Origin of the sequence: Aquabacterium sp., assembly GCF_048860245.1 — a bacterium.
In the GTDB taxonomy this organism is placed as follows: Bacteria; Pseudomonadota; Gammaproteobacteria; order Burkholderiales; family Burkholderiaceae_C; genus Aquabacterium.
The window spans coordinates 1-3086 of the sequence record NZ_JBLIZW010000079.1; the positions used below are offsets into that span (position 1 = coordinate 1).

General features: G+C 62.9%; 3 protein-coding genes and 1 pseudogene. All 4 read right to left on the bottom strand.

All coding sequences use genetic code 11. The annotated features are described in order from the left end of the window. The coding region (locus tag ACMV18_RS09310; protein WP_420817610.1) for a DUF502 domain-containing protein at window positions 1-355 on the bottom strand (355 nt) is incomplete at its 3' end. A gap of 106 nt (window positions 356-461) precedes the next feature. After that, a complete protein-coding gene (locus tag ACMV18_RS09315) occupies window positions 462-773 on the bottom strand; it encodes an FmdB family zinc ribbon protein (RefSeq protein ID WP_339583903.1) in 312 nt (103 codons plus the stop codon). A gap of 188 nt (window positions 774-961) precedes the next feature. After that, window positions 962-2413 carry a sodium:solute symporter family protein gene (locus ACMV18_RS09320; RefSeq protein WP_420817611.1) on the bottom strand — a complete coding sequence of 484 codons (1452 nt, stop codon included), beginning with the start codon at window positions 2411-2413 and terminating at the stop codon, window positions 962-964. A 125-nt stretch (window positions 2414-2538) separates the two neighbouring features. Further along, a pseudogene (locus ACMV18_RS09325) lies at window positions 2539-3086 on the bottom strand (ubiquinone biosynthesis regulatory protein kinase UbiB); the annotation flags it as partial.

Here is a 3086-nt window from a genome sequence, read left to right on the forward strand (position 1 = left end):
GACCGCTGCTGGAAAACAGCGTGTCCGAAACCTGTTTGACCGAGTTGTAGATGCTCTTGACGATGGGGATGTTCGAAAACACCCAGTTGGAGCGGTTGAGCAGCCACTGCCCGACCATGTTGGTGACCGCCACACCGGTCAGCCACAAGGCTGTGACCAGGATGATGACACTCAGGCCAGGCACACGCTGCAAGTCGGCCAGCACAGGGTGGATGCTGACCGGCAGCACCGTCCGCGCCACGACCATGAACCAGGCAAACACGTCGTCGAGCGTGCCGATCACGCTCTTGAGCACCCAGATGGTGATCACCAGGGGGAGCCAGACGAGCAGGCCGGTGAGGATGTATTTCTTCACGTTGGGGAGGGGGGAGAGGGCGCGAGGCCGGGTGCCGTGGCAGGCAGCTTGGCCTGTATTGTCAGGCCAAGCTGTGTCAGGCGAGTGCGTGAAGCAAAAGCGCCGCTCAGTGGCAGGCGCAGGAGCCGCCGCATGGCGTGCCGCCCGAGTCGCTGCCTGCGCTGCTGGCCTCGGCCGGCGCAGGAGCAGCTGCTGCCGCGGTGGCGCCTGTGGCCGGGGCACTGGTGCCGCCCGAGCCGCCACGGAAGTCGGTCACATACCAGCCCGAACCCTTGAGTTGGAAGCCTGCAGCCGTGATCTGCTTCTGGAAGCTCTCGGCGCCGCAGGCGGGGCAGGTGGTGAGCACCGGATCAGAGATTTTTTGCAAAACGTCCTTGGCGTGACCGCAGGACGTGCACTGGTAGGCATAAATCGGCATGGCCTGACCTCGAGAAAATCGATGATTGTAAAAGACGGACGGCGCCCTTGCCAGCGTGCGTGCGCTGGCAAGGGCCCGCGCAAGGAGATGTGGGCGCCCCGTTGAAAATCAAGTCTCGGGAGATGTGCGCGCGGTGCGCGTTTCCGAATCGCGCACAGCAGCCATCGTGCAGATGCTGCGCCTGTCCGTCAGGCTGTCAGTAGAGGTCGCTTGCTGCGGCGGTCCGTGATCCACTGCGGTGCCAAGGAGCCCAGCAGCATGCCTGCCAGGGCCATCAGCAGACCGGCCAACTGCCCGGGGAAGGCTTCGCCCAGGCCGGCATGGAAAGTGAACAAGGTCAGTGTGCCGATGCCCAGCACGATCGACAGCAGCGCCCCTTGGGTCGAGGCACGCTTCCAGTACAGACCGAAGGTCAGGGGGACGAAGGCGCCCACCAGCGGGATCTGATAAGCCGCGGAAACCAGGTCATAGATGGCCGTTCCCTCCATCAAGATCGCGTACGTCAACACCAGGCAGGTGAAGACCAGCAGGGTCACGCGCATGGCAAACAGCACCTGACGATCCGTCATGCCGGGCTTGATGTTCTTGAGGATGTTCTCGACGAAGCTGGTGGAGGGCGCCAGCAGCGTGGCCGACGAGGTTGACTTGATCGCCGACACGAGCGCACCAAAGAAGAAGATCTGGGCGATCAGGGGCATCTTGCTCAGGATCAGCGTTGGCAGGACCTTCTGGGGGTCATTGGCCAACAATGCCCGCGTCTCATCCGGCATGATGATCAGCGAGGAGGCCACGATGAACATCGGCACGAAAGCAAAGGCCAGGTAGCCGAAGCCGCCGATGATGGCGCCCCGCTGGGCCGTGACCGCATCCTTGGCCGACATCACGCGCTGAAACACGTCTTGCTGGGGAATGGAGCCCAACATCATGGTGATGCCCGCGGCAATGAACCAGAGCCAGCCATCGGGGGTGTTCTCGGGGAAGAATTTGAACCAGTTGTTGGCATGCGCCAGGTCGATCACCTTGTCGGCTCCGCCCGCCTGGTCGGCGGCCATGTAGGCAATCAAGGACAGGCCCACAACCAGCACGACCATCTGGATGAAGTCGGTCCAGGCCACCGCCAGCATGCCCCCCACCATCACATAGACCAGCACCAGCAAGGTGCCGAGAGCCATGCCCCAGGCGGGAGCGATGGTGCCACCCGAGAGCACCGAGAACACCAGGCCCAAGGCGGTGATTTGCGCGGCCACCCAGCCCAGATAGCTCAGGATGATGGCAACGGAGCAGAAGATTTCAACACCTTCGCCATAGCGCTGACGATAGTAGTCGCCGATGGTGAGCAGACTCATCTTGTAGAGCCGGCTGGCGAAGAAGGCGCCCACCAGCACCAGGCACATCGACGCCCCGAACGGGTCTTCCACCACGGCGCCCAGCCCCCCTTCGGCGAACTTGGCCGGAATGCCCATGACCGTCTCCGCCCCGAACCAGGTCGCAAAGGTCGTGGTGATGACCATGATCAGCGGAAGACTGCGTCCCGCAATGGCGAAGTCGGTGGTGTTTTTGATGCGGGTGCCGGCATACATACCGATCGCCATCGTGCCAAGCAGATAGAGGATCACAAACGCAAGCAAGGTGGTGTTCATGGTCGGTATCGATCGGGGTCGATGGATGTCGAATTGGGGGCGGAGTTTAGTGGCAGATTGTCGCTGGATGCGCTGCCCTGATCTGGCTCACCGGTGTCTGGCGCGAGACACCTGTGAGCGGGGGGTCACAGCAGGCCCAGTCCGTGCAGTCTGAGCAACAACTGTGCCGTCAGCAGGCCCAGGACAAAGCCCACGCCCACCCAGACGATGGACGACAACAGTCGGTTGGTCTGGCGTTGTTCCGCCAGCATGGCCGCCAGGTCACGGCGCAGGTCGGCGTTGCTGTGCTCCAGGTTCTGGTGCACCAGGCGGGGCAGTTCCGGCAACATCTTGGCGTAGCGCGGCGCCTCGCGCTTGAGGCGCTGCCATAGGCCGCGCAGGCCCACTTGCTCGTGCATCCACTTTTCCAGGAAGGGCTTGGCCGTGCTCCACAGGTCCAGGTCGGGGTCGAGTTCGCGTCCCAGGCCCTCCACGTTCAGCAGGGTCTTTTGCAGCAGCACCAGTTGGGGCTGAATCTCAACGTTGAAGCGGCGGGAAATCTGGAACAGGCGCATCAGCACTTGCCCCAGGGAGATTTCCTTGATGGGTCGGTCGAAGTACGGTTCGCACACGGTGCGGATGGCGCCTTCGAGCTCATCGACCCGGGTCGTCGCGGGCACCCAGCCACTTTCAA

Coding starts and splice junctions, on each gene's coding strand:
- ACMV18_RS09315 (WP_339583903.1), bottom strand. CDS start 773: ATGCCGATTTATGCCTACCAGTGCACGTCCTGCGGTCACGCCAAGGAC.
- ACMV18_RS09320 (WP_420817611.1), bottom strand. CDS start 2,413: ATGAACACCACCTTGCTTGCGTTTGTGATCCTCTATCTGCTTGGCACG.